Genomic DNA, 25,453 nt, shown 5'->3' on the forward strand with positions numbered 1-25,453 from the left:
CTTCGGAAAAGCCATCGCGGACAATCACTTGCAGCAGGATGGCGCCGGGGTGAGGCCGCCGGAGCCGCCTGCTGGCACCAGACCATGAATCAGGTCATGTGTCAGGCCACGAAAAAGCCCCGCCTACCTGAGGTAGACGGGGCTTTCGGAATCAGGGTGGTGGAGGGACAGGGATTCGAACCCTGGGTAGGCTATTAACCTACGCCGGTTTTCAAGACCGGTGCATTCAACCGCTCTGCCATCCCTCCGACTCACGGGATGAAATACTACGGATTTTTCAGTCAGGGTCAAGGACTTGGCGTAAATTTCCTTGTCGTTCAGATGCTTGAAAGGTCGCACATGCCACAATGGCCGCGGAGACTGACGATGTCGTTGCCTTGCGCGCGCCGGATGGTTGCCTCAATAGGGCTTTTCATCGTTCTGTCTCTTGATTAGGCAAACCCCTGAGGGCATGCTGGGGTCAAATCGATGAATCCATCGTAGCAACCTGAGGATAGACACCATGGCTAACAGCTCCTGGCAGGTCTCGCAGGATACCGCGAGCCGCTCGCTCAGTACTCACAAGGTACTGCGCAACACTTACATGATGCTGGCAATGACGCTGCTGTTCTCCTCGCTGACCGCTGGCGTGGCGATGAGCATGGGCGTCGGCCGCATGAACATCTTCGTGCTGCTGATCGGTGCCTATGGCCTGATGTTCCTGGTCCACAAGACCGCGAACTCCACCGCCGGCATCTTCGCGACCTTCGCCTTCACCGGCTTCATGGGCTTCACGCTCGGCCCGGTACTGAACGCCTACCTGAGCCTGCCCAACGGCGGCCAGCTGGTGATGACCGCGCTTGGCATGACCGGCATCACCTTCGCCGGCCTGTCCGCGGTGGCACTGGTGACGCGCAAGGACTTCTCGTTCCTGGGCAACTTCCTGTTCGCCGGCGCCATCGTGCTGATTCTGGCGATGCTGGCAGCGATGATCTTCAACATCAGCGGCCTGGCACTGGCTGTCTCCGCCGGCTTCGTGCTGTTCGCCTCCGCGGCGATCCTGTTCGAGACCAGCCAGATCATCCACGGCGGGCAGACCAACTACCTGCTGGCGACGGTGAGCCTGTACGTCTCCATCTACAACATGTTCGTCAGCCTGCTGGCCCTGCTGGGCTTCGCTTCCGACGATTGATCGTCAAGCGAAGGAGCATGAGACCTGCAAACGACCCCGCCTCGGCGGGGTCGTCTGCGTTCGGGTGTCAGGTGGCGTGACTCGCGCTAGAATGGCGCCCATTCATGAGCAGTCACACGAGGTTCGCATGCGTTATGCTCTGGCCGTCTACGGCGGCCCCTACAGCCAGCAGGCCAGCCATTCGGCGCTGCGCTTTGCCGACGCCCTGCTGGCGCGCGGCCATCAGCTGACCACGGTGTTCTTCTATCACGATGGCGTCTACAACGCCGCCAACATGATGGCGCCGCCCCAGGACGAGCCGCATCTGCGCGATCGCTGGCTGTCGCTTGCCGAGAATCACGCCACCCGCCTGCAGGTGTGTGTCGCGGCGGGCCTGAGACGCGGCATGCTCGATGAGCGCGAGGCGGCGCGGCATGGCAAGCAGGGGCATACCCTTGAGGCGCCGTTCGAGCTGACGGGGCTGGGCCAGCTGGTCGAGGCGACGCTGGACAATGACCACCTGATCACCTTTGCATGACGTCATTTCTTGTCGTCACTGATGATGTCACTTATCGAGTGAGGAGCAGACCATGAGCGATGTGATGACGGCGCCCCTGGCAGGCGATGACGCCGGGATAGCCGCCGGTGATCTGCTGGTCATGCTGCGCCATGGCCCGCATGGCAGCAGCTGGCTGCGCGAGGGACTGGAGGCGGCGATGGTCGCGGCGGCCTTCGGGCGCGAGGTCGGGTTGCTGTTCACCGGCGATGGCGTGATGGCGCTGCTGGAAGGGCAGCAGGTCGGGCCGCTGGGGCAGAAGGGCAGTGACAACCTGCTGGCGGCGCTTGAGATGTATGACGTCGAGCGCTGCTACGTCGATGCGGCGGCGCTGCGCGCACGGGGCCTGACAGCGCAGGATGTCACGCTGTTGCCGGTCACGCTGCTCGAGCACGACGAGGTGGTCGCGCTGACCACCGCGTTCTCGCGCGTGTTGAGCTTCTGACACGTCACTGCCGCCAACGCTGGCGACTGATATGCTCGCATCAGTTTCCTGATGCCATGTCATTGATATCTCTTGATTGATGGCCAGTGGCAGTCCCAGCTTCCCTTGCCTGGATAATTGCATGAATCTACATCTACTCAATCGTTCGCCATTCTCCAGCCGCATCCATGATGATGTGCTCAATGCCATGGGCCCGGAAGACCAGCTGCTGTTGATCGAGGATGGCGTCAATGGCGCCCTCGACAATGCCGAGCAGCACCTTGCCGGGCTTGAGGGGCGGCTGTTCGCGTTGCGCGAAGACCTCGAGTCCCGCGGCCTGCTGGGGCGCTGCGCGGAGAACGTCATCGTGGTCGACGTCGACGGTTTCGTCGCCTTGACCGAGGCCGCCGACAAGACCGTCAGCTGGTTCTGAGGCGCCAGACGCTTCTCCCTTTCAATTTTCATGCAAGACAGTGAATCAGGATCTGTATGGCCAGTAGTGAAACGGTGCGCACACTGACACTTGATGGGCGTGATATCGGACTGGATGCGGAAGGCTATCTGGTCGATCTGGATGACTGGAGCCCGGCGCTGGCGGAAATGCTGGCCGCCGAGGAGGGGCGTGAACTGACGCCGGAGCACTGGGAGGTGATCGAGGTGTTGCGTGACTTCTATCAGCGCTTCTCGCTCTCGCCGGCCATGCGCCCGCTGAGCAAGGCGATGACCCAGGGGTTTGGCCCCGACAAGGGCCGCTCGCTGCATCTGATGCGGCTGTTCCCGGACAGCCCGCCCAAGGTGGGCGCGCGCATCGCCGGGCTGCCCAAGCCGACCAACTGTCTGTGACGGCCAGCCGCATGCATGCGTCGCCTTGCCCGTCGTGGTGCGCTGCGCTCAACGCGCAAGACCCGGCAGGGATGGCGACGTACGGCGTTGTCTGCGTTACTATTCGTCACAGCGTTGTAGTGTCGGCCAGGAGGCCGATGCTGCTTCAGGTCCCGCGACATGGTCGCAAGGGCATTTGAATTCAGGCGGACAAGAGTCGACTTGCATGGGAAGAGCATTCCAGAACCGTAAAGAATCAATGGCGCGTACCTCTCTCAACAAGGCACGCGTGTATTCACGTTACGGGCGCGAGATTTACGTCTCGGCCAAGAGCGGTGGCCTCGACCCCAACGGCAACCTGAGCCTGCGTCGTCTCATCGAGAAGGCCAAGAAGGACCAGGTGCCGACTCACGTCATCGACAAGGCGATCGACAAGGCCAAGGGCACCGGCGGCGAAGACTTCGCTCTGGCGCGCTATGAAGGCTTTGGTCCGGGCAACGTCATGGTCATCGTTGATTGTCTGACCGACAACAACAACCGCACCTTCGGCGAAGTCCGCACCTGCTTCAACAAGGGCAAGGGCAAGCTGGGCGCGCAGGGTTCGGTGTCGCACATGTTCGACCACCGCGCCATCCTGGCCTTCAAGGGCGCGGAAGAGGACGAGGAAAAGGTCCTGGAAGCGCTGATGGAAGCCGACGTCGATGTCAGTGATATCGAGCTCGACGAAGGCATCATCACGGTTCTCGCGCCGACGACCGAGTACTTCAAGGCCAAGGGTGCGCTGACCGACATCTACGGTGAAGACCTCGACTTCGAAGTCGATGAGATCAGCTTCATTCCGCAGATCCATACCGAAGTCGGCGGCGATGACGCCGAGCTGCTCAACAAGATGCTCGAGCTGCTGGATGATTGTGAAGACGTGCAGCAGGTCTATCACAACGGCGAGTTCGTCTAAGTCAGCGTCTTGAACGTGATGCGACTGACAGCTTCACGCTGACTGGGATGCGAATGTCAGTGTGAAAGGGTCAGTCAGAGAAAAGCCCCGTCGGCATGCCGACGGGGCTTTTTCATGTCTCAACCCTCAATACTCAACACTCTGCGCGCCTCAGCAGTGCGCGCGCTTCAGCAGTGTGCATGGTGCTGCGCTTGCGGGTCCGTCTCGCGTGGGTCCGCCATGCCCCCCTTGACGCCGTGTTTCACCAGCCAGACGTTGACGGGCCAGGCGGCGAGCAGCCCCAGACTCAGGGAAATGATCAGCGAGTTCCAGAACAGCGGCTGATGCATGCCGGCACCGCCCGCAAGCCAGAGGTCCACGGAAATCGCCACCACTTCCATCACCACGATGGAGGCCGTCTCGCTCTTGAAGGCATCACGAATCACCTGCGGCTTGTCATCACTGCCGCCCTGCAGCATCGGGCCGACCGTCAGCAGGAAGCCGAACAGGTAAGCGAAGATGAAGGTGATGATCGCAGTGGAGATATTGCCCATGGCCAACAGGCCCACCGCCAGGCTGACGCCGACGAATTCCCCCAGTCCGCAGCCTGAATAGCAGTGCGCGACACTTCTCAGTCCCTTGCGGGCATCACCGTTGGCGGCGATCTGGCGACGCCCGGCGAAACGATAGACCAGCAGTCCCACGACACCGGAGTAGAGCGTGGTCAGCCCCCATACCCACTTCATCATCGGGGCCAGGTGAGCATTCTTCGTGGTCAGGTCACGCACGACCCAGATCAGCGCCGGTACCATCAGCAACAGCCAGCACAGCAGCAGGCTCCAGTGGGAAAGTGACTCACGTAATAGATCTTGCATGGTGACCCCCGTCGAGTGGATGTCGCAGATGGCCGTGCGCCGATAGCAATACGCTGATAGCAGTACGCTGATAACGCGGCCCTCCTTGATAGCTGGTGGGGGCAGCGCGCCATATCAAGGGTGGCTTGTCATCGCCTGCTCGCAACCGGCCGTTGCTTTCGCCTGACAGGGTGACAGGCGAGGGTGTGTTCTCACGCCTTGTTAACCTTGGCGCAAGCCTCCATGGTGAAGGATGTCGGGCATTGCCCTTGCAATGTCGCCACTTTTTCCAGGAGTCACCATGTCGAGACACGCTGCTACATCCCTTGCGCGCGCCGCCCGTCAATTCGCCGGTGTCGGCTTGATAGCCTCGCTTGCCGCGCCAGCCGTGGCCCAGGCGGCAGACGACAAGGTCTTCGGCTGGGTGGAGAAGGCAACCATCGAGCCGTGGGGTGTGATGGTGAAGGTCAAGCTGGATAGCGGCGCGCTGACCTCCTCGATGCATGCCGAGAATATCGAGACCTTCGAGCGTGATGACGAGGAATGGGTGCGTTTCGATGTGGAAGTCGAGGACGAAGCCAAGGGTGACAAGGTCGAGAACACCTTCGAGCGCCCCCTGTATCGCGACCTGACGGTGTCCGGCGCAGGCGGACGCGATACGCGCCCGGTGGTGCTGATGACGCTGTGCATGGGCGGCGAGCGCTACGAGGAGCAGTTCAGTCTGCGCGATCGTGACGGCATGAATTATCCGGTGCTGCTGGGGCGCCGCACCATCCAGAGCCTGGGCGTACTCGATGTGCGCAAGACCTTCCAGACCAGCCCGGACTGTGCCGAGGACGCGCCGCTGCATCGCTATGAAGACAAGGAGTATTCCGATCGCATCGGCGCGGCGTCCTGATCTTATGTCGCTCTGAACGCTCATTGAGGAACGCGTACCGCGCACATTCATCACAAGAGGGAGGCCAGCATGTCGGACATCGCCAGCCAGCGACCTCAGCGTGACGGTTTGCCACTCATCAGGATCTACTACGACGCGCGCTGCCCGGTGTGTCGTCGTGAACGCGCCCGCTACGAGCGGCTGTCGCGCCAAGACGCCAACGTCGAGTGGTGGGATGCGACGGATAACGCCGAGCATCTCGCCGCTCGCGGCATCGGCCTCAAGCAGGCATTGCTGTCGTTGCATGTCGAGACAGCGCAAGGGCAGATCCGTGAGGGCATGCCAGCGTATCGCCTGCTGCTTGCGCGCATCCCCGGTCTTGCCTGGCTGGGGTGGCTGATCACGCGGCCGCTGATCGAGCCGGCGCTGACGCGAGTCTACGATGCCTGGGTGCGTCGTCGGCTGTGTCGAGATGGCAGGCTGTGAGTGCCGGCGAGCCCGACGCAGCGAGCTGGAAGCCCTGCTGGTTTATCATGCTTTTTTGATATGCAAATGCTAATAGTTTTCGTTATTATGTGAGGCACTGTCTGTTTCTTCACGTCTGCGAGCTTCCCGATGATCGACGCGCTTTCCCCGCTCTTTGCCGGTCCGATGGTTGCCTACCGGGACCTGATCACTACCTACACTCAGGTGCAGGCAGGCGATGAGGCGTCGCTCCAGCGTGTCGTGCCGGCGCGCGATGTGCTCAGCCCCGGGTGGCTGTCGGCGTGCATCGCCGCGCATGGCATGCAGTACGAGACCGGCCAGGCAGACGCCGCTTCTCACATCAGCGCCCCCGATGAGCAGGCGCTGCTTTCCCAGTGGTCCAAGTACCTGTTGTCCTCGATGGTATCGCTGCCGCTGGCGGCCAACCTGCTGCTGGACCATCAACTGCCGCTGGAGCTGCGGTATCTTTCGCTGCGCCTTGGCGAGCATGGCGTGGTCACGCAGCTGATACTCGATGATGCGGCGGGGCAGGGCGCAAGCCTCACGGCGGAGATCGAGTCGGCCGATGAGGCGACGCGGCTCCAGGCGCGCTTTCAGGGCTACCTGGCGCATCTTGAGGCCGTCATCGAGCGCCTGGTGCCGCACACTGCGCTGGGGCCCAAGGTCTTCTGGAGCAACGCGGCACATTACTTCGTCTATATCGTCGGCATGCTGGAAGAGCAGGGCTGGGTCGCGCAGGCGGCGCCGGCACGTCAGCTGATGGCGACCAGAATTCTGGCCGACGGGCGGCGCAATCCGCTCTATCAGCCGGTCAGCGACGTGATGGACCGCCATGGCGAACGGCATACGCCGCGCAAGGTATGTTGCGTGCGTTATCGCATCGAGTGTCTGGGCTATTGCAGCAATTGTCCGCTGAGCATCGAGCGCGCCACGGCCCGCCGCGCCCAGACGCGTCGGGTCGATCAGCGTGCCAACTCGCGCGCAGCGCTGATCGGTAGCGACCTGTCCTGATAGGTAGCGTCCTGAGCGGCAGCGGTCTGTGTTGATCGGCGCGCTCTGGTAAGATGGCGGCCCCTGTCATTGTCCGGTATGCCGTCATGTCCTCGTCTTCGCGCCGCCCACGCGGTGCTTCCCTCGCCAAGTCCGGCGCATCTTCCCGACACGACTCGGCTGACAGACGCCAGCAGGCCACCCCGGCTGGCCGTCGTGATCCGGCCGCCCGCGAGAAGCCTGGCGCGGCCAAGGCGCCTTCCGTCCAATCGCCTGCCATCAAGGCTTTTTCTATCAAAGCGCCTGCCATCAAGGTGACCCCGGCTCGCAAGGGTCAGCTGCATCCCCGCAACCCGCACCGTGGGCGCTATGACATGGCCGCGCTGGTCAAGGCGAGCCCGGCACTGGCGGCCTTCGTGATCAAGACACCCGCTGGCAGCGAGTCCATCGACTTCGCCGATCCCGTGGCAGTCAAGGCGCTCAATCGGGCCTTGTTGAGTCGCCATTACGGCATCGCCCACTGGGATATTCCCGCCGGCTATCTGTGTCCGCCCATCCCCGGGCGCGCCGACTATCTGCATTACCTGGCGGACCTGATCAGTGAGGCGAATGGCGGTCAGCTGCCGGCGGGTGAGCACGTGCGTGCGCTGGATATCGGCACCGGCGCCAACCTCATCTACCCCCTGCTGGGCAATCGCAGCTTTGGCTGGCAGATGGTCGGCAGTGATATCAGCACGCAGGCGATCGACTCGGCTCGCGCGATTGTGAGCGCCAATGCGCGCCTCAAGGGCCAGATCGAGGTGCGCCTGCAGGCCGATCGCACGCGTCACTTCGCTGGGATCTGGGGCGCGGATGAGCGTTTTGATCTGGTGCTGTGCAATCCGCCGTTCCATGCCAGCGAAGCTGATATGGCGCGGGAAGCGCAGCGCAAATGGCGCGGGCTCGACAAGTCGCGCCAGCAGCGCGGCAATGCCTCACGCAAGGGGCGTGCACGCAACGCGCCAGCGCTGAATTTCGCCGGACAGGCAGCCGAGCTCTGGTGTCCGGGCGGGGAAGAAGCCTTCGTCACCCGCATGATCCAGGAGAGCTGCAACGTCGCCTCGCAGTGCCTGTGGTTCACCTCGCTGGTCGCGCATTCGGCGAGCCTGACCGGCATCAGGAAAGCCCTCAAGCGCAGTGGCGCCAGCGAGGTCAGGGTGATCGAGATGTCCCAGGGGCAGAAGGTCAGCCGCTTCGTCGCCTGGTCGTATCTCACGCCCGACCAGCGTCGGCAGTGGGGGCGGAATCACTGGCAAGGAAAGTGAAGCGTCTGTCATAGCCGTATCAAGAGAGTCTTCGACTCAATGATGTCTTTGCATTGAAGCCCCCGTCGCCCAGCGCGACGGGGGCTTCTTGCATTGGCGGTTGTCATCCGCGCTTCACTTAAGCCTGTCTTAATAGTTTGCGGGCAAACTTTCTGCCAGAAACGCGCAGCCTGCCGGTTCCGATCGCTGCAGGATCTGACATCTATCCGGCTTGCTCGACGCCCAGTCATTGCTCAGGAGTTATTCCATGAAGTCCGCGATCACCATGACATCGCCTGGTCCAGACCACCCCTGGGCGCAGGGCGAGGAGCCCTTGTGCGGAGGAGTTTCGGTGTTGATACCGGCTCGTGATGAGCGTGACAACTTGCCGGGCCTTATTGCCGAGGTGCATGAGGCGCTTGCGGGGCAGCGCTACGAGATCATCGTGGTGGATGATGGTTCCAGTGATGGCAGTTGGAGTTGGCTCAAGCAGGCTGCGCAGGAAGATTCACGATTGCGTCCCTATCACCACGGCACCAGTTTCGGACAGAGTACTTCGCTGTGGCAGGCTGCCCGGCTGGCGCGCGGTCGATGGTTGGCGACCCTGGATGGCGATGGCCAGAATGATCCAGCGGACTTGCCGGACATGTTGTCACTGGCAACGCTCGAAAAGCTCGACCTGGTGGCTGGTCATCGCACGCAACGTCGCGATGATGCCGTCAAGCGTGTGTCATCACGCTTGGCCAATGCCATCCGACAAGCGCTGCTGCACGATGACACGCCAGATACCGGCTGCGGAATCAAGGTCATGCGTCGTGACGTCTTCCTTCGGCTGCCGTATTTCGATCACATGCACCGTTTTCTTCCGGCGTTGGTTCGCGCTCAGGGTGGCAAGGTGCAGTCATTGGCAGTCCGTCACCGCGAACGAGTGGCAGGAGTATCCAAATACGGCTTCTTCGATCGGCTCTGGGTCGGTATTGCCGATATCGTCGGAGTGATGTGGCTGGTGCGTCGCTCACGTCTACCGTCACCGCTCGAGAATATCTTTGGCCATGCTGCCAGTGAGGCCATCGACCATGGTTCGCTGCCGTTGGTGGGGACGCACGTGTCGACGCCCTCTGCATCCGCGCCAACAAGCCTGTTTGACTCCCCCTCTAGATATCAGGCTGACGGTCACGATGCAGCAGCAGGTGACAGCAACCCGGACCAGGCCGACGTGGCGCGGGGTGCCTGCTGATGGATGTCAGTCCGTGGTGGGTCGCTGTCGGTTTTGGAGGCCAGGCGCTGTTCTCGGCGCGTTTCATCATTCAGTGGCTGGCCAGTGAGAAGGCACGTCGTTCCATCGTTCCTCGTGCCTTCTGGTGGTTCTCGCTTGCCGGTGGCATGACGCTGCTTGCGTATGCCATCCATCGCGAGGACCCGGTATTCATTGCCGGTCAGGGCGCAGGGCTTTTCATCTATCTGCGTAATCTGAGCTTGATCAAGCGGGATCGCCGGTCACTCACGTCGCCTGGCAGCGAAGCGTCGTCCCAGGCACCGCAGGAGTCCACTGTCGTCGAACACGCTTGTGGCAAGACGGAAGAATGCGAATCGGGCACTGACGACTCCCTGAAGGCCAGGCTCGCGTCGCTGGAGATAGAAAACGCCCGACTCAAGACTGAAGTGGCACGCCTCCATGCCAATCCCGTTCAGCACCAAGGGACAGGCGCATGAAGGCAATGACGCCAGCTGGCGGTGTGTACCGAAGACTTTCCCGCCATCCCTGGTGGGTCCTGGGGGCGTTGTATCTATCTGTCTCTGCCATCGGGCTTGGCATGCGTATGCCGTGGCCTGCCGATGAGCCACGCTTCGCGCTCAATGGTCTCGAGATGTGGATCACTGGGGGCTGGTGGTTGCCACACCGCGCAGGAGAGCTTTATCCCGACAAGCCGCCGATCTTCATGTGGCTCAGTGCCTTGTCCACTGGCTTGGTGGGGGATATCCGCATCGGCTTTGCCCTGCCATCGCTGGTGGCCGGGGCCGCGACTCTGGGGCTGAGCGTGGACCTGATTCGTCGCCTGCATGGCCCGCACACAGCCTTCATTGCCGGGCTGTGGTTGCTCGCGTCAGTGCAGTTCATCCTGCAGGCCCGTACGGCTCAGATCGACATGCTGGTCACGGCTTTCATCCTGCTGGGTAGCTGGGGATTGTTGCGGCATGCATTGCTCAATGATGGCGTGCGCTATTTCTATCTCGGCTGCTTTGCGATGGGGCTTGGCATCCTCACCAAGGGGGTCGGGTTCCTGCCGTTGCTGATGTTGCCTTTCTGGCTGATGGCTGCGCGTCACGCATCGACTTGGCGCAGCAGTGGTCGTCGCGCAGGGCAGCTGACATCACGCGAGCTGCTGATCGGACTCTGCTGGATACTGGCGGCTCCGCTGCTCTGGGTAGGGCCGATGCTGGTGATGTCCTTCGTGTCCGGCGATTCGGAGCTTGCCGCCTATCGCGACAACATCCTGCTCAAGCAGACCGCTGAGCGATACACCGACAGCTGGCATCATCTGAAGCCTTGGCATTACTTCCTGACCAGTGTGATTCCCTGGGCATGGATGCCGCTGCTGCTGACGCTACCCTCGTGGCCGAAGGCACTCGCTCGCCGCTTCTCGCGCCGCGATCTACGAGTCTGGCTGCCCCTGGTGGGTGCGGCATTGATGGTGGTCTTCTTCTCGTTGTCTCCAGGCAAGCGGGGAGTCTATATCCTGCCGGCGCTGCCGCTGTTGGTGATCGGCCTGGCACCCATGTTGCCGGGGTTGTCACGTAAGCCTCATGTCTCCTGGCTGGGGTTTGCACTTTGCGCCGGACTGGCAGGCATCTTCCTGATCGCGGCACTGCTCGGTGTCTTCGGGTACCCGGCATTGGTGACGCTTGCTGCAAAGGAGGGGGTGGTGCCGTGGGGGTGGTGGGGGCTGCTGGGTGTCAGCGGTATCGCGCTCTGTACCTGGCTGAAACCACGGAACGGCTTGTTGGCCTTGGGGATTTGGCTCGTGGTGTTCTGGAGTCTGTGGGGCACCTGGGGGGCACGATTGATGGACCCGGTTCGCAATCCTGCCCTACTGATGGCGCAGGTTGCCGAGAAGAGCGATTACCAGGCATTGGCCATTCCCGATTTTCGTGAGCAATACATCCTGCAGGCGCGCCAGCCATTGTGGCACTTCGGTTACAAGACGCCGGAGGAAGACCAATTCTCGCGCCTCTATGCATGGCTGAAGGAGGCCCCGCAGAACCGCTGGGTCTTGTTGACACCCCGCAAGCTCAAGCGGCATGCCTGTCTGGATGGCGCACAGGCCATCACATTGAATGAGCCGGATGAGCAATGGGTACTGCTACCTGGTAGCGCGGCCGTGAAATGTCAGGGCAGTCCCGATGCTGCGCCGATGTATCTGGCGCCGACCTCGGTCTCGAATGAAGCGGCACAGCTGATCGGACTTCCCCAGCGACATACTCTGATGCCGGAGGTTCAGCCATGAAGTGTCAGAAGCAACTTTCATGTGCGATATCCCTGGTGGGACGAGGCTCCCATTCGTTGATCAACCTGAATGCCAGCGAACGAATATGTTGGACGCTATGGGGAGTGTTGCTGATGTCAGCAGCGCTGGCACGACCCTATCTGCCCATCGATGAAACTCGCTATGTCTCGGTGGCATGGGAGATGTGGCATGCCGGCAGTGGGTTCGTCTCGACCATGAACGGGGCGGCCTACGCTGACAAGCCGGTATTGTTGTTCTGGTTGATTCACGCCGGATGGGTGGTCTTCGGAGTCAATGATGTCTGGCCAAGATTGGTGATGCCACTGGTCAGTCTGCTGGGTATCTGGCAGATAGGGCGTGTCGCCCGCACCCTGTGGCCGGCCACTGGCCTGGCCGATGCCGAATGGCAGAGACATGAACTTTGGGTACGCATGGTGCGTTGGATACTCGCCGGTTGTCTGATGTGGGTGCTCTATAGCCAGGCCTTGATGTTCGATGTGCTGTTGACGACGTGTCTACTGGGCGCGTTGCGGCCCTGGTGTACACCACAGGGAGGGCAGCCGTTCAGCCTGAGCGTCGTGCTCGAGAGTGGTGTGTGGCTGGGGTTGGCCTTGCTGGCCAAAGGGCCGGTCGCACTCTTGTGGTTTCTGTTGGTGGTCGGCTCGCGCCCCTGGTGGACGCAAGCACAAGCCCGCGAGGTGTGGGTCTGTGAGTGGCGCGGTTGGGTGTTGAGCCTGCTGCTGGGCATCGCGGTGTTGTGCATCTGGTTGCTTCCCGCCGTCATCACTGGCCCTCCCGACTATGTCGAGGATCTGCTTTGGGGCCAGACGGCAAACCGCGTCGTCTCCGCGCAGGATCATGCTCGACCGCCATGGTGGTATCTACCGTGGCTGGCGATGTTGATCTTCCCGCTCAGCCTGCGCCCGCGATTGCTGATCGAGGGGTTTCTGGCCTCGGTTGCTCGGCGGCCAACGTCAGAGCAACCCTTGCTGAAGCTGGGACGCTTCTGGGCACTGGGCGCACTGCTGGTCTTTTCACTTATCTCCGGCAAGCAAGTGCATTATCTGATGCCGCTACTGGTACCGGTGAGTCTGCTGCTGGCCTGGGCTGCTCTGCGCCAGCCTCCGGCTCGCACATCGCTGAAACTGCTGGCGATGATCAGCGGTGGCCTGGGACTGACAAGCCTGGCGTTCGCGGTCATCGTCATGCCCGCAGGCTGGCTGACTGATGCCTCATTTCTGCCGACCAACGCAGCGCTGGTGGCTTCGGGCAACGCAAGCCTTGCGTGTCTCATGGCGGGAGCTAGCTTGCTGGCCTTGATGGTATGGCTATGGCCTTCCGTGGATGAGGCGAGACGCTCCATCACGGCTCAAACACCTGCCGCTGAGTCACTGGGCAATAGCGCGCTGAATGCTCAGCGGCGACTGGCGCTGGGCAGCGTGTTGCTGGTGACCTGCTTGCTGGCCCTGACATTGCGTCCGTTATGGCCACGTCTGGATCAGACTGCCCTGGCTCAATGGGTTCAGCACCATCAACAGGAAGGCCAGGAGGTGGCCGTCGTTGGCTGGGACTATCAGGCAACCTGGCAATTTCTGGGGCGACTGACCCAACCGCTGAAGCAGTTGAAGCGCGATTCGAGTCAGCTGGATTCCTGGCAGACAGCGCATCCCGATGGCTGGCTGATAATCGAGGCTGACAAATGTCTGCGTCTACCCGACACGCGAGGCCCTCTGGCCGGCATGCGTGATTGGTGTCAGGCGGCAGTAGACGATGGAGCCAATGCCACGCCGGTCTTTGATCAGGGACGCCACCGATTATTGACGGTACCCGCAGCGGCATTGGGCGGCCCCTCATCAGCACCAACGGTGTTGGTCATGACCGCTCAGGAGAAACGATGAGCATGAAAATACTGGTAACTGGGGCTGCAGGTTTCATTGGTGCTGCTCTGTGTGAGCGACTCTTGAAGGAAGGCCTGCAGGTCGTCGGTCTCGACAATCTCAACCCCTACTATCCGTTGGCGCTGAAGCAGCACCGCCTGACACGTCTCGAAGCACTTGCCAGGCAGTGCGTTGCTGCCCCCGGGAATGCACGCCGGCTGGGCAGCTTTCGCTTCGTCAAGCTGGATCTTGTCGAACGTGAGGCGCTTCGCACATTGATGCAGGAAGAGGAGTTTGATGTCGTCGTCAATCTGGCGGCCCAGGCTGGGGTGCGCCACTCCATCACTCAGCCTTTTGATTATGTCGACAGCAACCTGGTCGGCTTCGTCAATCTTCTTGAGGCTTGTCGTGACACGGCTCCGAGCCATTTGCTCTATGCTTCCAGCAGTTCCATTTACGGGGATGATGCCCGTCAGCCTCTGCAGGAATCCCAGGCGGGTGTACGCCCGCTCTCGCTATACGCTGCCACGAAGCGCTCAAATGAATTGATGGCTTACAGCTACGCGCATCTCTATGGTTTACCGGTGACAGGGCTACGCTTCTTTACCGTTTATGGCGCCCGCGGGCGCCCGGACATGGCGCCACTTCGTTTCGCACGCAAGCTGCTGGCCGACGAGGTGATCGATGTCTACAACCATGGACAGATGGCACGTGATTTCACCCATGTCAGTGATATCGTGGAGGGCATCTACCGGCTTATGCACCTGCCGCCGACGCAGGAAATGAATGCCGCTCCCTCGCGTGTCCTGAACCTCGGGCGTGGCGAGCCCATCGCATTGGGGAACTTCATCAATGGCCTCGAGGCAGCGCTGGGTGTCCCGGCTCGCAAGCGTCTGCTGCCGATGCAGCCAGGGGATGTCGAGCGTACCTGGGCAGATACCTCGGCACTCGAGACGCTGACCGGCTTTCGCCCCAGTGTCAGTCTTGCCACAGGGCTTGAGGAGTTGGCTGAGTGGGCGCAGCAGTATCCATCATTGCTGAGAGAAACCGATGATGAGCAATTGCCCCGGGTGAGATGTCCTGACGAAGCAGGCGTCGCTGCAGGTGGACATTCTGGACGCATGACAAAGGCCGGCATGTCCGCCATGACGGCCTTGGCCTTCAGTAGTGGAACTCTCTTGAAGGCCTGAGTGGGATTCAGCGGCTGTATATCTGAGTTCAGGTCGAGAAGAGGCCAGCCCCCAATGCAAAGAGCCCCGCCAGTTCAATGGCGGGGCTCTTTGTATCTTGCCTGTCAGTCGCTATCAGCAGCGACCCTCGCAGTTGGCAGGCTTGTCATTGGCGATGCGCCAGTCTTCTTCGTTGGCCAGCGTGGCCAGCGGCGACAGCATCGAGAAGTCGAACTCGGTGAGGCAGGTGCCGCGTTGTACGCGCTTGGGCCAGTCATGATTGGCCAGCGCCGAGCGACCGATGGCGACCAGGTCCGCGTGCTGCAGGGCGGCCTGCGCCTTCGCGACGCTGGCGACATTGCCATTGGTGATCAGGCTCACCTCGGCAGCCTTCTCGCTGCGCACCTGTGCCGCCAGTGCGGTCAGGCTGAGGCTGCGCTCACGCTCGACGTCTGCCTCGGGGAAGGCGGGGGCATCGACATCGCTGCCGGTCAGGTGCAAGAAGTCCAGCCCGGCTTCCATCAGCTTGGCGAAGCGCTCGCGGGCCTCGTCAGGGCCGCCCTGCCAGGTGAGCTCCGGCTCGGTCACGGTGCCCTGGGAGAGGCGCATGCCGATGGCGAAGTCGGCGCCGACCGCCTCACGCACGCTGCGGATGACTGCCAGCGGGAAGGCCAGACGCGCGATGGCGTCGCCGCCCCAGGCATCGTCACGCTGATTGAAGCGCGCGCTGATGAACTGGTGGATCAGGTAGCCGTTGGCACCATGCAGCTCGATACCATCGAAGCCGGCTTCCTTGGCGCGACGGGCGCTGGTGGCAAAGCCGGCGATCGCGTCATGGATCTCCGCTTCGCTGATCTCGCGGGCCAGAGGGAAGGGGCCGGAGCCACCGTAGAAGCTGAGCATCTCGCCACTGGCGCGGCTCTCGGAGGGGGCGACGACCTCATCCTTGAAGCGGTTGTGCTGGGTCTGGGCGCCGGCATGCATCAGCTGGGCGATGATACGGCCACCTTGTTGATGCACGGCGTCGACCACCGGACGCCAGCTGTCCTGCTGCGCCTGGTTGGCCAGCCCCGGCTGGTTGGCGTAGCCCTGGCTGAAGGCTTCATCGGTGTAGATGCCTTCGGTGATCAGCAGCGAGAAGTTGCCCCGCGCGAAATCGCGATAGTAATCAACCATGTCAAAGTGCACCTGGCCGTCATCCTGCGCGCTGGTACGCGTCATGGGGGCGAGCACCAGGCGATTGCTGAGCTCAAGCCCTGCGAAGGCATGGGGGGTGAACAGTGCGGTGGTGTCTGTCATCTAGTACGTCTCCCGCGGAAAGCATTCCGCTGTCGTATCCGGTCGTAGGCCCTGAGCGTCTGCGTGCACAAAGAGGTGAAGATCGACGCAGTGCGGTGGCCTGAATGAATGATCGACGGATCATCTGCATGTCCTATATCGTGCCTGCCGCACCTGGGTGTCACAAGCCGGAACGCTGGAAGGAGAGTGTTGTCGTTTTGACAACCTGTGAATATAATTGACTGAATTTGCGAGATTTTTTCTCAAATAATTCAGGGTTGCTGCATGAAGTGGCAACGCAGTGCTGCTTTCCATGCACATAAGCATATGCGCGCAACGACGCAGGCCCCGCAACCGTGGGTTGCGGGGCCTGCGTCATCAGCGCCAATCGTGCCTATGGCGAGTGCTCAGTGCTGGCGATCACTTGCCGTCGCACTGGGCGTTCTGCTTGCTGCTGCCGGAGGGCGGGCAGCCGAACCAGTTCTCGGTCGGCTTGGCCTGGCCGGTATTGGCGTGTCGGCCACCCTGGCTGCCGATCTCGCCGCCATCGAGGCTTTTCTGTACCTGGCGCGTGGCGTTGTCCTTGGCTTGCTGGCGTGCCTCGGGCTGTTCGTTCTGTTGATAGTGCGCGCCGTTGTCAGCTGCGCCGTCTGCGGTGCGCTTGGAGTGGCTGGGCGTTGGCTGGCCCTGCGAGGAATGCTGGGAAGAGGCCGCGCCGCTGGTCCCTGTCTCGGTGTTCATCTCGTCGAAGGCCTGAGCCGGGGAGAGGCCCAGCAAGCCCAGCATCACTGCGGCGGCGCCGATGCCACGGCGCAGGCGGGTGCTCGCGGCAGGGCGCAGGCGATGGAGAGAGGCGTTGTCGTCAGTGATGCCTGTCGAGGTCTTGTAGAACATGATGAGGGGACTCCTTGCGGGTCTGGCTGCCGGTGTCGGCAGCCGCGCGGGTGAGGGATTCACCGGCGGCGTATGAGGTGTCGGCGAATGCTGCGCCAGCTTGGGAGCGCACGATGCCAGACATGAGAAGATGATGTGAGTGACTGCAACTCGGCGTTGCGCGCCAGGTAATCGATAGAACAGTTATCGGGGCGCACGGCGGGAATTCAACTCTTGTTCAATAATTGGCCGTGGCGACGGGCGCACTCGCCGGGGTGGGTGGCGTGTCTTGCTCACGCAATTGATAGGCAGCCGGCACGCGATCGATCAGACACTTGTGATGGCAAAAGGGCAGACGCCCCTTGAAGTCGCGACGCGCCATGACAATGTGAGAGGGACAGGGCAACGGCCCTGAGTGTTCACCCAGGTCAAGGAGACAGGCATGACGATCAAGAAAACCGGTTCCGCGCATTGGGAAGGTAGCGTCAAGCAGGGTAAAGGCACTGTCAGCAGTGAAAGTGGTGCGCTCAAGGATCAGCCTTACGGCTTCAATACGCGCTTTGAAGATGGCGCCGGCACCAATCCCGAAGAGCTGATCGGGGCGGCTCACGCCAGCTGCTTCTCGATGGCGCTCTCGATGATGCTGGGCGAGGCGGGTCATGAGCCCAAGGCCATCGACACTACCGCCACCGTCCATCTGGACAAGGACGACAGCGGCTTCAGCGTGACCAAGGTTGCCCTGGTGACCAAGGCCGATGTGCCGGGCATCAGCGAGGCAGACTTCCAGTCCACCGCCGAGAAGGCCAAGGGCGGCTGCCCGATCTCCAAGCTGTTCACCGCCGAGATTTCGCTGGAAGCCTCGCTGGTCAATTGAGGCGTCGCTTGTCGGCCCAGTCGTCGCGGGCGAATAGCCGTCAGGCGTCGACCACGACGACAACGACAACGACAGCGACTCGCGTGACCTCAAGTTTCATCTCTGCGACGTGAGCATAAAAAACCGCCCCTCGGGGCGGTTTTTTCGTTGTGCGCGCGGTGAGCTTTCCGAGGGCGTGTACTAGCGCTTGTCTGAGCCGCTTTCTGCAACCTTGTCTGAACCACTGCCTGACCCCCTGTCTGGGCTCGTTGCCAGCTCATCCTCCTCGCTGACCTCGCCGGCATGCTGCATGGCATTGCGGCGGGATTGCAGGCGCGTCAGTGGCTTGCGATCCGGCGTGCGGTACCAGCGAATATTCTCGCGTGAGCACTGCTCCAGCTCGGCGATCACCTGGGCGCCGAGCAGCAGGATCACGGCGCCGATCTCCAGCCCCAGCAGCAGCACGATCAGCGTTGCCAGTGAGCCGTAGACGGCACCGACGAAGGACAGGTGGGTGAAGTACCAGCTCAAGGCGAGGCGTGTCAGCTCCCACAGGGTGGCCGCGACCAGACCACCGACCAGCGCGCGGCGGGTCGAGACGCGGGTCTGGGGCAGTATCTTGTAGATGGCGCTGAACAGCCCGAACATGCCGACGATACTGATCAGATAGATCACCTCGCTGCCGGCATCGCCGAGAGTCAGCTCGATGCCGGTCAGCAGCGTCAGGGCATCATTCATCGCCGAAGCCAGCGCCACCAGCAGGGTCAGCGCCAGCAGGCCCGCGCCCAGCACCATCACGAAGGCGTAGGGCAGCAGGGCGGAAATCCAGGCGCTGCGCTTACGAATCACCGGATGCTGATGGAAGATCAGCGCGATGGCGTCTTCCAGCATGCGAAAGGCCAGTCCGGCGAAGAACAGCAAGCCGCCCATGCCGATCCAGCTGATCACCTCGCGATTGGCCAGCAGCTTGCGTACGGCGTCCAGCAGGATATCTTCCTGCCCCGGCCCCAGATGCTGGACCTGGATGGCGATGATGCTCATCAGACGCGTTTCATCCACCAGGTGCGTCAGCAGCACGCAGAGCAAGGCGAACAGCGGCACGCTGGACAGCAGGATGTTGTAGCCGACGCCACCGGCCAGCAGCACGCCACGGTTGGCGATGAACTGCCCGATGACGCGCAGGGCGAAGGCCAGCAGGCGCGGCAGAAAGCGCAACAGGCGGCTGCTCACGGAGTCTGCAGCAGGGTCTGGCATGGCTGGGCATCCTCGCTTTGGTTCGTTAAGTCAGTTCAAGGGGGATTTCAGCCGCGCTGCCTGGCGCGATGCTGGAAGAACGTCGAGGCGGTATAGAGCGCCAGACCGGTCCAGATCAGCACGAAGGTGATCAGCATCGTCGGATGCAGGGTTTCCTTGAAGATCAGCAGCGCGATCAGAAACTGCATGGTCGGGTTGATGTACATCAGAAAGCCGACCGTGGCGAGGCGCAGGCGACGCGCCGCACCGGCAAAGGCGAGCAGCGGCAGCGCGGTGAGCACGCCGCTGGACATCATCAGCACGCTGGCGGGAAGCCCCAGCGGGCCGACATCGCTGGCCGTGAAGTGCGATTCGCCGGAGAACCACTGGCCGCTGATCAGCAGCAGCGCGAGTGGCGCGAGCATCATCGTCTCGACCAGCAGGCCCGACAGGCCATCCAGCGCGATGCGCTTTCTGAGCAGCCCGTAGGTGCCGAAGGTGACAGCCAGCGAGAGCGTGATCCACGGCAGTTTCGTCAGGCCGATCAGCTGCAGGCTCAGGCCGAGAACGGCCAGCCCCAGCGCGAACAGCTGCACGCGCGTCAGGCGCTCCTTCAGGAACAGCATGCCCAGCCCGACATTGACCAGCGGCGTCATGAAGTAACCCAAGCTTGCCTGCAGTACCTCATGCACCTCCACCGCGTGGATGTAGATACCCCAGTTGAGCGCGATCAGGATCGAGCAGGCCAGCACCGGCACAAGCTTGCGGGGTTCGGCGAAGGCGGCGCGCACCGGCGACCAGCGTCGGATGACGCTGATCAGCAGCACCATGAACACGCAGCTCCACAGGATGCGGTGCAGCAGCACTTCCCAGGCGGGAATGCCCTCGAACAGCGCGAAGTAGAGCGGAAAACAGCCCCACATCACATAGGCGCTCAGCCCGAAGCCGACACCCTTGGCGCTCTCGCGGCGCGCCTGCGCCAGACTCTCGACTGAGGGGCCTGCCTGCTCCCGCCTCATGCGGAGTCGCTCGAACCATCCTGCGCCAGCGGTTTACCTGCGATGTAGTAGCCAGAAGGCTCAAGGGCGATGAAGAAGCTTTCGGCCTCCGGGTAGCCGGCCTCGTTCATGGCCTGCGCGATGGACTGGGCGCACAGATCGCGCACCTTCTGGCCACGTTCGAACCACAGCACCTCGACGAAGGGGAAGGCGTCGACGAGCTGACCATCGAACACGTACTGGGTGGTGATGCATTCCAGCGTGAATTCGTCGCGCGCGGTGGCGGTCGCTTCGCTCAGCTGATCGATCAGTGCGCGCGAGACAGGGGCAAGACGGGCAGGCGTGACACCGTGGAAGCGAAGCTGAGGCATGAAGCTCTCCTGTGAGTCGGGATGGGAAGGGGGCGAGCAAGCTCGCGGTGAACTGACGTCGCCGCAACCTGGCGTGGCGACTTTGCGTTCATCGCCAATATATCACTGGCTTCTGATGCTCACACCCGCCGCCAGGGTTTCGTGCGCACGCTGAGCGGTGCGGCGATGACAGATCATGCTTTGCCTCTCACATCTGATCGCCACAGACGGTAGAATGAGCGCTTTCAAGGCGTGGCACGACCAGCGGCAGGGTGGGCAAGGCTCACGCCGCCGCGAATCCGCCAGTCGCCACTCAAGCGTCCATTCAGTCAGCAGGGAGGCACGACGACCATGACGACACAGCCACAGGCGACTTCCTCGCAAGCGAATGCTGGCGATGCCTCGCGAGGGGCGACACTGCGTGTCAGCCTGGTGCAGGCGGACCTGCGCTGGGAAGACCCGGCGGAGAACTGCCGTCTGCTCGGCGAGCAGCTGGATGCCGCTGGCCTGGTCATGGGCGCCGATGGCTGCAATGCCGCAACCGATCTGATCGTGCTGCCCGAGATGTTCGCCACCGGCTTCACCATGAATTCGCGTGAGATGGCGCAGCCGATGGAGTCCAGCGAGAGCGTCGACTGGCTCAAGGCACAGGCCATCGCCCGCGGTTGCGTGATGACCGGTAGCATCGCGGTGCTGGATGACGGCGAGTGTTACAACCGCATGCTGTGGGCCACGCCCGACGGCGAAGTGACGCATTACGACAAGCGTCATCTGTTCCGCATGGCCGGTGAGCATGAGCGTTATGGCATGGGCTATGAGCGGGTGCTGGTCGAGCTCAACGGCTTTCGGATTCAGCTCTCGGTCTGCTATGACCTGCGCTTCCCGACCTGGCTGCGTCAGCGTCCTGTCATCGGTGGCGTGAGTGCTGCCGAGACCGCCGCCGACAGCGCCTTTGAATATGATCTGCTGCTGTGCGTGGCCAACTGGCCGGGCGTACGGCGTCACCCCTGGCGTACGCTGCTGCAGGCGCGCGCCATCGAGAATCTGGCCTATGTGGTGGGCGTCAACCGTGTGGGTGACGACGCCAACGGGCTGCACTATACCGGCGACTCCATGGTCTGCGACTTCAAGGGCGAGCCCATCCTCGACCCTGCGCCAGACCAGCCCTTCATCGAGACCGTGACGCTTGAACGCGGCGCGCTCGACGAGTTTCGAACCAAGTTTCCGGCGTGGATGGACGCCGATCATTTCACTCTGGAGGCCTGATGCGCCTGGACAAATTCCTTACCGAAACCACGGATCTCAGCCGTAGCGATGCCAAGAAGGTCGTGCACCGCGGCGATGTCACCGTGGATGGTGAGGTAGTCAAGAACACCGCGAGCGCCGTCAAGGATGGCATGCGCGTCGAATGGAATGGCGAGCACCTGGAGCTGATGGGGCTGCGCTATCTGATGCTGTACAAGCCGGCCAATGTGGAATGCACCAGCAAGCCGGGCCTCTATGAGCGCGCGCATGACCTGATCGATCTGCCCAATGTCGAGCGCCTGAGCATCGTCGGGCGTCTTGATGTCGACACCACCGGTCTGGTGCTGATGACAGACGACGGCCAGTGGAACCACCGTGTCACTTCGCCCAAGAAGGCCTGTGCCAAGCGCTATCGCGTCACTCTGGCGCGTCCGCTGGAAGGCGATGAGCTGGCGCGCGCCGTGGAGGACTTCGATCACGGCCTGATGCTGGATGGCGAAGAGAAGCCGACCCGTCCGGCGCGTCTCGAGATGGAAACCGCCACCGTGGGCCTGCTGTGGATCACCGAAGGCCGTTACCACCAGGTGAAGCGCATGTTCGCGGCCATCGGCAATCATGTCGAAGCCCTGCATCGCGAAGCCATCGGGGCTGTCGAGCTGGACCCGGAGCTGGAGCCGGGTGAATGTCGCTTCCTGCGTCCGGAAGAGATCGCTAGCTTCTGAGCTGCGCATGCGTCATGAAAAGCCCCCGTCATTTTTCACGAATGGCGGGGGCTTTTTCATGCGCGTCGTTGGCTGCCGAGCCTTGTATCGTTCCAACGATCGCGCTTAAGGTAGTGATTCGTCTGCTCGTATTGTGAATTCTTTGCGGGAAGTGCGTTTTGCAGAAGAGGCATTTATCAAGATGTCATCTTCGCTCAGCGTCTGATTCGCGCATTTTCATGACAATGGCGTATTCATAACAACAACGAGGAAAGTCCACTATGTCGTCCCCCTTCACCAAGCCCCACATGCTGAAACCTCTGCCACTGCGCATGGCGCTGGCGGGCAGTGGCCTGTTGCTGGCAACGCTGTCGGTGCCGGCGTCTGCCGCGGAAGATGCCAGTGTGGTGTTCTCCGCGCCGCCGTGGCCGGGCGTGACCATGAAGACCGAGATTGCCTCGGAAGTCTTTGAAGCGCTGGGTTACTCCCCCAGCACACGTCAGCTGGGCGCGCAGATCACCTATGAAGGCATGTCGCTGGGCGAGGTGGATGCCTTCCTCGCCGCCTGGCTGCCGGCGCAGAGCAACATGTACGACGCCGCGATGGAGAAGGGCACCCTGGTCGACATGGGCAACAATGTCGAAGGCGCGCGCCTCGGGTTCGCGGTACCGGGCTACGTTGCTGAGGCCGGAGTGACCTCCAACGAAGACCTCGACAAGCCGGAATTCGCTGACAAGTTCGAGAAGACCATCTATTCCATCGAGATTGGCTCCGGTTCCAGCGAGATCGTCAACAAGGGGGTCGATGGCGACATCTATGGTCTGGGCGATTGGGACCTCAAGGAGTCATCGACGCCGGGCATGCTGGCGACCGTGGCCAATTCCTCCAAGAGCAAGGAGTGGATCCTGTTCGTCGGCTGGACACCGCATTGGATGAACATCGAGTACGACATGGTGTTCCTCGATGACCCGGATGACATGTGGGGCCCGGGTGGCGGCGCCAGTGATGTGAAGACCTTGGCCAACAAGGAATGGTCGGAAGCGCACCCCAATGCGACCCGTCTGCTCGATCAGCTGGCCTTCAGCTCGGATGATCAGAGCGCGCTGATCTACGGCTATGGCAAGGAAGAAAAGCCTCAGGAAGAGGTCGCCGGTGAGTGGATGAAGGCCAACCCGGCCAAGGTCAAGGCCTGGCTGGAAGGCGTGACCACCCGTGATGGCGAACCTGCCTGGCCGGCCGTCAAGGAGGCCCTGGGTCTGCCGGAGGCATGATCGACAGCTTGAAAAGGTGCCGCTGATCTTTGTGGATGCAGCACCTTGAATATAGTGGTAAGAACACGAAGCCCGCTCATTGAGCGGGCTTCGTGCGTTCTACAGCAGCTAACGTGCCAATAACGTGCGCAGCGTCAGGACAGAAAATGAACTCTGGCGTGCCGCCCATCAGGAGGAGAATTCGTCGTCATGCAAATCTTGCATGGAAAATCCAAATAAAGAATTGGTCGCGGGATAGGGGCCTGTATCACCATCAGTCTGCACTCTGCGCTGCTTCCACGCGCAGCCAACAATAATGACAAGAAGGAAACACTCATGGCTGATTCAGGCTCTTCCTCCGCCCCGATGCCTCGCTCTCCCGGGCCCATTGCGCGCTTTCTGTCTCCCTGGACACGTCTGGCGCTGTGGAAGCAGATCTTCATCGCGCTGGTTCTGGGCCTGGGGCTGGGTATCGTGCTCAACCAGACCGGGCGCGCCGATATCGCCGCCGATATCAAGCCGCTGGGCGACCTGTTCATCCGCGGCATTAAGATGCTGATCGTGCCGCTGGTCTTCATCTCGCTGGTCACCGGTGTGGCCTCGCTCAACAACCTTTCCAAGATCGGCCGCCTGAGCGTCAAGACGCTGGTGCTCTATCTGGGCATGACGGCGGTCGCCATCACCATCGGCCTGGGGCTGGCCACCGTCTTCCAGCCGGGCGTGGGGATCGACCTGGGCAGCGCGGCCAATGTCGAGGTGCGTGAAGCGCCGACCGCCGTCGATACGCTGCTCGGGCTGGTGCCGACCAATGCCGTCGAGGCCTTCGCCAAAGGCAATGTGCTGCAGATCATCGTCTTCGCGATCCTGTTTGGCCTCTCCATCACGCTGGTAGGGGAGAAAGCCCGTCCGGTGCGCGTGTTCTTTGAATCTGCGGCGGAAATCATCTATCGCATGACCAGCATCATCATCGCCTTCACGCCTTACGGTGTCTTCGCCCTGATGACCTGGGTGGCCGGCACCTATGGCCTGGCAATGCTCGCGCCGCTGGCCAAGGTAATCGGCATCGTCTATCTCGGCTGCTTCGTGCATGCCATCGTGGTCTATGGCGGAATGCTGCGCTTTCTGGCGCGCTTGAACCCGCTGCGCTATTTCCAGGGCAGTGTCGAGCCGATCATGCTCGCCTTCACCAGCACTTCCAGTTCCGGCACCTTGCCGGTGACCATGATGGCCGCCGAGCAGAATCTGGGCGTCAAGCGGGGTGTCTCGAGCTTCGTGCTACCGCTGGGCGCGACCATCAACATGGATGGCACCGCGCTGTATCAGGGCGTCTGCGCGCTGTTCATCGCCCAGGCCTATGGCGTCGATCTGGGCATGACCGAATACGTCACCATCATCATGACCGCGACGCTGGGCTCCATCGGTACCGCCGGTGTGCCGGGGGCCGGCTTGATCATGCTCTCGCTGGTGCTGACCTCCGTCGGCCTGCCGCTGGAAGGCGTTGCCATCATCGCCGGCATCGATCGTGTGCTCGACATGGCACGTACCGGCCTAAATGTGGCGGGTGACTGTGCCGTCAGCTGCCTGGTCGCCAAGAGCGAAGGCGAGCTCGACGAGGAAGTCTTCAATACGCCCCACGTCATGCGCTCAGAGCTCAGTTGAGCGCTCTTGTCTGAACACCCACCGCGTCATCATCATCGGCTTGTCGGCATCTGCGTGATAAGCGTGTCAAAGACATCAGGAGAAC

The 25,453-nt window shown here is 62.0% G+C and carries 26 protein-coding genes and 1 tRNA gene; 20 read left to right on the forward strand and 7 right to left on the reverse strand.

Features of this window, described 5'->3' with window-relative positions; translation table 11 throughout:
- Positions 1–157 precede the first annotated feature (157 nt).
- A tRNA-Ser gene (locus H2O77_RS06275) sits at positions 158–248 on the reverse strand.
- Positions 249–502: 254 nt separating this feature from the next.
- On the opposite strand from H2O77_RS06275, the gene H2O77_RS06280 reads away from it, so the two are divergent.
- The 6 genes from H2O77_RS06280 to H2O77_RS06305 all read left to right on the forward strand — a co-directional run bounded on the left by H2O77_RS06280 (position 503) and on the right by H2O77_RS06305 (position 3,907).
- A complete protein-coding gene (locus H2O77_RS06280; RefSeq protein WP_215824185.1) occupies positions 503–1,171 on the forward strand; it encodes a Bax inhibitor-1/YccA family protein in 669 nt (222 codons plus the stop codon).
- A gap of 127 nt (positions 1,172–1,298) precedes the next feature.
- The gene (gene tusD / locus H2O77_RS06285) at positions 1,299–1,688 is read left to right on the forward strand and encodes a sulfurtransferase complex subunit TusD (protein ID WP_043335054.1); all 390 of its coding nucleotides are present in this window, start codon (positions 1,299–1,301) and stop codon (positions 1,686–1,688) included.
- Positions 1,689–1,740: 52 nt separating this feature from the next.
- On the forward strand, positions 1,741–2,151 hold the full coding sequence (gene tusC, locus H2O77_RS06290) for a sulfurtransferase complex subunit TusC (protein ID WP_240548730.1): 411 nt from the start codon (positions 1,741–1,743) through the stop codon (positions 2,149–2,151).
- 121 nt (positions 2,152–2,272) lie between these two features.
- Positions 2,273–2,563: a sulfurtransferase complex subunit TusB gene (gene tusB, locus H2O77_RS06295; RefSeq protein WP_043335056.1), complete on the forward strand. Its 291-nt coding sequence runs from the start codon at positions 2,273–2,275 to the stop codon at positions 2,561–2,563.
- A gap of 56 nt (positions 2,564–2,619) precedes the next feature.
- On the forward strand, positions 2,620–2,973 hold the full coding sequence (locus H2O77_RS06300; RefSeq protein ID WP_215824186.1) for a TusE/DsrC/DsvC family sulfur relay protein: 354 nt from the start codon (positions 2,620–2,622) through the stop codon (positions 2,971–2,973).
- A gap of 205 nt (positions 2,974–3,178) precedes the next feature.
- Positions 3,179–3,907, forward strand: coding sequence for a YebC/PmpR family DNA-binding transcriptional regulator (locus H2O77_RS06305; protein ID WP_054557332.1), 729 nt, complete (start codon positions 3,179–3,181; stop codon positions 3,905–3,907).
- Positions 3,908–4,074: 167 nt separating this feature from the next.
- Here the strand turns inward: H2O77_RS06305 and H2O77_RS06310 are convergent, their stop codons facing one another.
- On the reverse strand, positions 4,075–4,761 hold the full coding sequence (locus tag H2O77_RS06310) for a DUF4396 domain-containing protein (RefSeq protein WP_153635435.1): 687 nt from the start codon (positions 4,759–4,761) through the stop codon (positions 4,075–4,077).
- Positions 4,762–5,041: 280 nt separating this feature from the next.
- On the opposite strand from H2O77_RS06310, the gene H2O77_RS06315 reads away from it, so the two are divergent.
- The 9 genes from H2O77_RS06315 (at position 5,042) to H2O77_RS06355 (ending at position 14,949) form a co-directional block, all read left to right on the forward strand.
- Entirely contained in the window at positions 5,042–5,638 is a 597-nt protein-coding gene (locus tag H2O77_RS06315) for a RimK/LysX family protein (RefSeq protein ID WP_215824187.1), read from the forward strand.
- 69 nt (positions 5,639–5,707) lie between these two features.
- Positions 5,708–6,103, forward strand: coding sequence for a DUF393 domain-containing protein (locus tag H2O77_RS06320; RefSeq protein ID WP_215824188.1), 396 nt, complete (start codon positions 5,708–5,710; stop codon positions 6,101–6,103).
- 129 nt (positions 6,104–6,232) lie between these two features.
- Positions 6,233–7,114, forward strand: coding sequence for a siderophore-iron reductase FhuF (gene fhuF / locus H2O77_RS06325; protein ID WP_215824189.1), 882 nt, complete (start codon positions 6,233–6,235; stop codon positions 7,112–7,114).
- Positions 7,115–7,200: 86 nt separating this feature from the next.
- Positions 7,201–8,397: a 23S rRNA (adenine(1618)-N(6))-methyltransferase RlmF gene (rlmF, locus tag H2O77_RS06330; protein ID WP_215824190.1), complete on the forward strand. Its 1,197-nt coding sequence runs from the start codon at positions 7,201–7,203 to the stop codon at positions 8,395–8,397.
- Between the two features lie 331 nt (positions 8,398–8,728).
- Positions 8,729–9,613 carry a glycosyltransferase family 2 protein gene (locus tag H2O77_RS06335; RefSeq protein WP_240548731.1) on the forward strand — a complete coding sequence of 295 codons (885 nt, stop codon included), beginning with the start codon at positions 8,729–8,731 and terminating at the stop codon, positions 9,611–9,613.
- The gene (locus H2O77_RS17860) at positions 9,613–10,089 is read left to right on the forward strand and encodes a lipid-A-disaccharide synthase N-terminal domain-containing protein (protein WP_240548732.1); all 477 of its coding nucleotides are present in this window, start codon (positions 9,613–9,615) and stop codon (positions 10,087–10,089) included. The genes H2O77_RS06335 and H2O77_RS17860 overlap by 1 nt, the downstream gene beginning before the upstream one ends.
- A gap of 101 nt (positions 10,090–10,190) precedes the next feature.
- A complete protein-coding gene (locus H2O77_RS06345; protein WP_240548733.1) occupies positions 10,191–11,882 on the forward strand; it encodes a glycosyltransferase family 39 protein in 1,692 nt (563 codons plus the stop codon).
- Positions 11,883–11,995: 113 nt separating this feature from the next.
- Positions 11,996–13,780, forward strand: a complete 1,785-nt coding sequence (locus H2O77_RS06350) for a hypothetical protein (protein ID WP_215824191.1) — start codon at positions 11,996–11,998, stop codon at positions 13,778–13,780.
- Between the two features lie 2 nt (positions 13,781–13,782).
- A complete protein-coding gene (locus tag H2O77_RS06355) occupies positions 13,783–14,949 on the forward strand; it encodes an NAD-dependent epimerase/dehydratase family protein (protein WP_215824192.1) in 1,167 nt (388 codons plus the stop codon).
- A 114-nt stretch (positions 14,950–15,063) separates the two neighbouring features.
- Here the strand turns inward: H2O77_RS06355 and H2O77_RS06360 are convergent, their stop codons facing one another.
- The gene (locus tag H2O77_RS06360) at positions 15,064–16,227 is read right to left on the reverse strand and encodes an NADH:flavin oxidoreductase (protein ID WP_215824193.1); all 1,164 of its coding nucleotides are present in this window, start codon (positions 16,225–16,227) and stop codon (positions 15,064–15,066) included.
- A gap of 399 nt (positions 16,228–16,626) precedes the next feature.
- The gene (locus H2O77_RS06365; protein ID WP_215824194.1) at positions 16,627–17,100 is read right to left on the reverse strand and encodes a hypothetical protein; all 474 of its coding nucleotides are present in this window, start codon (positions 17,098–17,100) and stop codon (positions 16,627–16,629) included.
- A gap of 421 nt (positions 17,101–17,521) precedes the next feature.
- Here H2O77_RS06365 and H2O77_RS06370 point away from each other — a divergent pair, with 421 nt between their 5' ends.
- Positions 17,522–17,953 (forward strand): OsmC family protein, encoded by a 432-nt coding sequence (locus H2O77_RS06370; protein ID WP_043335071.1) that lies wholly within the window; start codon positions 17,522–17,524, stop codon positions 17,951–17,953.
- Positions 17,954–18,133: 180 nt separating this feature from the next.
- Here H2O77_RS06370 and H2O77_RS06375 read toward each other — a convergent pair whose 3' ends face one another.
- From H2O77_RS06375 to H2O77_RS06385, 3 genes are read right to left on the reverse strand one after another with little or no spacing between them, the layout of a single operon-like run.
- Positions 18,134–19,186, reverse strand: coding sequence for a YihY/virulence factor BrkB family protein (locus tag H2O77_RS06375; protein WP_215824195.1), 1,053 nt, complete (start codon positions 19,184–19,186; stop codon positions 18,134–18,136).
- 47 nt (positions 19,187–19,233) lie between these two features.
- Complete coding sequence (rarD, locus tag H2O77_RS06380; protein ID WP_215824196.1) at positions 19,234–20,184, reverse strand: EamA family transporter RarD; 951 nt, start codon at positions 20,182–20,184, stop codon at positions 19,234–19,236.
- Positions 20,181–20,534, reverse strand: coding sequence for a DUF1904 family protein (locus H2O77_RS06385; protein ID WP_215824197.1), 354 nt, complete (start codon positions 20,532–20,534; stop codon positions 20,181–20,183). Before H2O77_RS06385 ends, rarD begins: the two co-directional genes overlap by 4 nt.
- A 330-nt stretch (positions 20,535–20,864) precedes the next feature.
- Here H2O77_RS06385 and H2O77_RS06390 point away from each other — a divergent pair, with 330 nt between their 5' ends.
- The 4 genes from H2O77_RS06390 to H2O77_RS06405 all read left to right on the forward strand — a co-directional run bounded on the left by H2O77_RS06390 (position 20,865) and on the right by H2O77_RS06405 (position 25,368).
- Positions 20,865–21,779 carry a nitrilase family protein gene (locus tag H2O77_RS06390; protein ID WP_215824198.1) on the forward strand — a complete coding sequence of 305 codons (915 nt, stop codon included), beginning with the start codon at positions 20,865–20,867 and terminating at the stop codon, positions 21,777–21,779.
- Positions 21,779–22,480 carry a pseudouridine synthase gene (locus H2O77_RS06395; RefSeq protein ID WP_054555772.1) on the forward strand — a complete coding sequence of 234 codons (702 nt, stop codon included), beginning with the start codon at positions 21,779–21,781 and terminating at the stop codon, positions 22,478–22,480. Before H2O77_RS06390 ends, H2O77_RS06395 begins: the two co-directional genes overlap by 1 nt.
- Positions 22,481–22,740: 260 nt before the next feature.
- Positions 22,741–23,730 (forward strand): ABC transporter substrate-binding protein, encoded by a 990-nt coding sequence (locus H2O77_RS06400; RefSeq protein ID WP_240548734.1) that lies wholly within the window; start codon positions 22,741–22,743, stop codon positions 23,728–23,730.
- 315 nt (positions 23,731–24,045) lie between these two features.
- A complete protein-coding gene (locus H2O77_RS06405; protein ID WP_240548735.1) occupies positions 24,046–25,368 on the forward strand; it encodes a dicarboxylate/amino acid:cation symporter in 1,323 nt (440 codons plus the stop codon).
- Positions 25,369–25,453 lie beyond the last annotated feature (85 nt).

Source organism: Cobetia sp. 4B, assembly GCF_018831605.1.
Taxonomy (GTDB): Bacteria; Pseudomonadota; Gammaproteobacteria; order Pseudomonadales; family Halomonadaceae; genus Cobetia; species Cobetia amphilecti.